General features: G+C 43.8%; 1 protein-coding gene. It reads left to right on the forward strand.

From position 1 onward, the window contains the following. The first annotated feature begins 45 nt into the window (after positions 1-45). Entirely contained in the window at positions 46-4,257 is a 4,212-nt protein-coding gene (locus BXY_RS01820) for a beta-d-glucuronidase/beta-L-arabinofuranosidase (protein WP_015531074.1), read from the forward strand. Positions 4,258-4,493 lie beyond the last annotated feature (236 nt).

The following is a 4,493-nucleotide window of genomic DNA, read 5'->3' on the forward strand; positions in this document are numbered from 1 at the left end:
AGTGGTTATGCACTATTTAAGTATTAAACGATTAGAAAAAGTATCATGAAGAAGTTATTGCTGGCAGTTTTTAGTATAGCCACCACTTTCTCTCTGTATGCGCAACGGGAAGTTCCGCAGGAACGAATGGAGCAAATTTATGAGGAAGTAAAGACACCATACAAGTACGGGCTCGCAGTTGCCCCGGCAGACAATTATCATAAGATTGATTGTCCTACCGTTTTTCGCCAGGGAGACAAGTGGCTGATGACTTATGTGGTTTACAACGGCAAAGGTGGAACCGATGGTCGTGGTTACGAAACGTGGATAGCAGAAAGTGATAATTTGCTCGAATGGCGCACTTTGGGACGGGTTCTTTCTTATCGGGATGGAAAATGGGACTGCAATCAGCGTGGCGGATTTCCTGCATTGCCGGATATGGAATGGGGTGGAAGCTATGAGCTTCAGACTTATAAAGGTCGCCATTGGATGACTTATATCGGTGGTGAAGGAACAGGCTACGAAGCTGTAAAAGCTCCGCTTTATGTCGGACTGGCATGGACGAAAGGAGATATTTCTACGGCACATGAATGGGAATCTCTGGACAAACCGATTTTGAGCATCCATGATAAAGATGCCCAATGGTGGGAAAAACTAACTCAATATAAGAGTACCGTTTATTGGGATAAAGATAAAACATTGGGAGCTCCGTTTGTGATGTATTACAACGCGGGCGGCCGTCATCCAGAAACGGATTTAAAAGGCGAACGTGTCGGCATTGCGCTTTCCAAAGATATGAAGACATGGAAACGCTACTCCGGAAATCCTGTTTTTGCGCACGAAGCAGATGGAACCATTACAGGAGATGCGCATATCCAAAAGATGGGAGATGTGTATGTGATGTTCTATTTCTCTGCTTTTGAACCTTCGCGTAAATATAAAGCATTCAATACATTTGCCGCCAGCTATGATTTGGTGAACTGGACCGACTGGAAAGGGGCCGACCTGATTATCCCCTCCAAGAACTACGATGAACTGTTTGCTCATAAGAGCTATGTGGTGAAACATGACGGAGTGGTTTATCATTTCTATTGTGCGGTAAACAACGCAGAGCAACGTGGCATTGCCATTGCTACCAGTAAGCCGATGGGACGTTCGGCTGTCCGTTTCCCGGCTCCGGAGAGTAAGAATCGCCGGCAAATTATTGAATTAAATGAAGGCTGGAAAACTTGGAGAGTTGAGAATGGAAAGTTGAGAGTTGAGAGTGAAAAGACTGTGAATATACCTCATAACTGGGATGATTATTATGGGTATCGTCAATTGACTCACGGCAATCTTCACGGAACCGTTCTTTACAAAAAAGACTTCATCCTCAACAACTCTCAATTCTCAACTCTCAACTCTCAACTTAAAAAATATTTCCTTCGTTTTGACGGAGTAGGTACATACGCCACCATTACAGTGAACGGAAAGGACTTCGGTCGTCATCCCATAGGGCGCACTACGTTGACTTTGGATGTCACAGATGAATTGAAACAGGGAGTAAATCGCCTGGAAGTGAAAGCCGAGCATCCTGAAATGATTGCCGATATGCCTTGGGTATGTGGAGGATGTTCATCGGAATGGGGATTTAGTGAGGGTTCCCAGCCGTTAGGAATCTTCCGTCCTGTGGTATTGGAAGTAACGGATGAGATTCGCATAGAACCTTTCGGTGTACATATTTGGAATGACGAAAAGGCTGCTAACGTATTTGTAGAAACAGAGGTTAAGAATTATAGTAAAACAACAGAAACGGTAGAGTTAGTCAATAAACTAAGCAATGCTGATGGAAAACAAGTTTTCCGTTTGGTTGAAAAAGTAACTTTAGCTCCGGGAGAAATGAAAGTGATTCGCCAGCAGGCTCCTGTTGAGAATCCTGTCTTATGGAATACGGAAAATCCATATCTCTATAAATTGGCTAGCATGATTAAGCGCGATACGAAGACAACGGATGAAATTTCGACACCCTTCGGTATTCGTACCATTAGCTGGCCGGTAAAACGAAACGATGGAGACGGACGTTTTTACCTGAATGGAAAGCCGGTGTTTATCAATGGAGTATGCGAGTATGAGCATCAGTTCGGACAAAGCCATGCGTTCAGTAATGAACAGGTTGCCGCAAGGGTAAAACAGATACGTGCAGCCGGTTTCAATGCATTCCGCGATGCTCATCAGCCCCATCATCTCGATTATCAGAAGTACTGGGATGAAGAGGGAATCTTGTTTTGGACACAATTTTCCGCCCACGTGTGGTATGACACTCCGGAGTTTCGTGAGAACTTTAAAAAGTTGCTTCGTCAATGGGTGAAAGAACGTCGTAATTCTCCGTCAGTGGTGATGTGGGGATTGCAGAATGAAAGCACTTTGCCTCGTGAGTTTGCACAGGAGTGCAGTGATATTATTCGGGAGATGGATCCGACTACAAAGACAATGCGTGTCATAACAACTTGCAATGGCGGTGAAGGTACAGACTGGAATGTGATTCAGAATTGGAGTGGTACGTATGGAGGAGATGTGACGAAATACGGTCGTGAGCTCTCTCAAGCGAACCAATTGTTGAACGGAGAATATGGAGCGTGGAGAAGCATCGACCTACATACGGAGCCGGGAGATTTCCAGGTGAACGGAGTGTGGAGTGAAGACCGTATGTGTCAGCTGATGGAAACTAAAATCCGTTTGGCAGAACAGGCTAAAGATAGTGTTTGCGGACAATTCCAATGGATATATAGCAGTCATGACAATCCCGGACGCCGCCAACCGGATGAAGCGTATCGCAAGATAGATAAAGTAGGTCCGTTCAATTATAAAGGATTGGTTACTCCGTGGGAAGAACCGTTGGACGTATATTATATGTATCGCGCCAACTATGTTCCGGCTGCAAAAGACCCGATGGTTTACCTGGTATCACATACATGGGCCAACCGCTTTGAAAAAGGACGTCGCCGTGCCACTATCGAGGCTTACAGCAATTGTGATTCTGTATTGCTATACAACGATCTGACAAATGAAAAGGCAACCTTCCTCGGACGTAAAAAGAACAACGGAACAGGCACTCATTTTATGTGGGAAAACCGGGATATTCGTTATAACGTGCTTCGTGTAGTAGGATATTATAAAGGTAAGCCGGTGGCAGAAGACCTGATCCTATTAAATGGCCTGGAACAAGCCCCTAACTTCGAACTTCTTTATCAGGATGATAAAAAGATATTGAAAGGAGAGGCAGGATATAATTATCTGTATCGTCTCAACTGTGGAGGGGATGATTATACAGATAGCTTCGGACAGCTCTGGTTACAGGACAATACGAATTATTCGCGTTCATGGGCGGAGAATTTCAAGGACCTGAATCCTTATCTTGCCAGTCAACGTACCACCAATGATCCGATTCGCGGCACTCGTGACTGGACGTTATTCCAACATTTCCGCTTCGGACGTCATCAGCTGGAATATCGTTTCCCTGTGGCAGACGGAACATATCGTATTGAACTGTATTTCACAGAGCCTTGGCATGGTACGGGCGGAAGCGCTTCTACCGACTGTGAAGGGCTGCGCATATTTGATGTTGCCGTGAATGATTCTGTTGTATTAGACGACTTGGATATTTGGGCTGAAAGCGGTCATGACGGAGTTTGTAAGAAAGTAGTATATGCCACAGTGAAGGGGGGAATGTTGAAAATTCATTTCCCGGAAGTGAAAGCAGGACAAGCCTTGATTTCAGGCATTGCTATTGCCAGCACAGATCAGGAACTGAAACCGACGGTATTCCCTGCGTCCGGCTGGAGTTGGGAAAAGGCGGATAAAGAAGTAATGGAAAAGACTCCGAAAGAGTTACTTCCGGAAGACAAAAATGCTCGTGTCAGTATATCATACGAAGCAGAAACGGCTGTACTGAAAGGCAAATTCCAAAAGAAAGAACATCGCAAACAGATGGGAGTGTTTTTTGGTAAAGGAAAAGGCAACAGCATTGAATGGAATGTTTCTACCGGGTTGGCGCAAGTGTACGCCCTTCGCTTTAAATATATGAACACTACCGGAAAGCCAATACCTGTCTTAATGAAATTCATTGATTCAAAAGGAGTTGTATTGAAAGAGGACGTATTGAGCTTCCCGGAAACACCGGATAAATGGAAGATGATGAGCACCACCACCGGAACCTTTATCAATGCCGGACATTACAAAGTATTACTTTCGGCAGAAAATATGGACGGAATTGCTTTTGACGCATTGGATATTCAATAAATCTTTCTATCAATTGATTTCAATAAAACGGGATACGGATAAGGTAAACTTTCCGCATCCCGTTTCTTTATATTCGGATCATTTTCTTAGAAATAGAATATAGATGTTATTTTTTTATGATTCAATGTTCCGATTTTAATTATTTAAAAGATAGGAATTAAATAATCTCTATCTTTGAGGACAAACAAAAAGAGCAATAATGGAAAGTAATATACCAAAGTATGATTTGCCGGTTG

The organism is Bacteroides xylanisolvens XB1A (assembly GCF_000210075.1).
GTDB classification, from domain to species: domain Bacteria; phylum Bacteroidota; class Bacteroidia; order Bacteroidales; family Bacteroidaceae; genus Bacteroides; species Bacteroides xylanisolvens.

Excerpts from the sequence above, each read along its gene's own strand:
- BXY_RS01820 (WP_015531074.1), top strand. The coding sequence starts at position 46 with ATGAAGAAGTTATTGCTGGCAGTTTTTAGTATAGCCACCACTTTCTCT.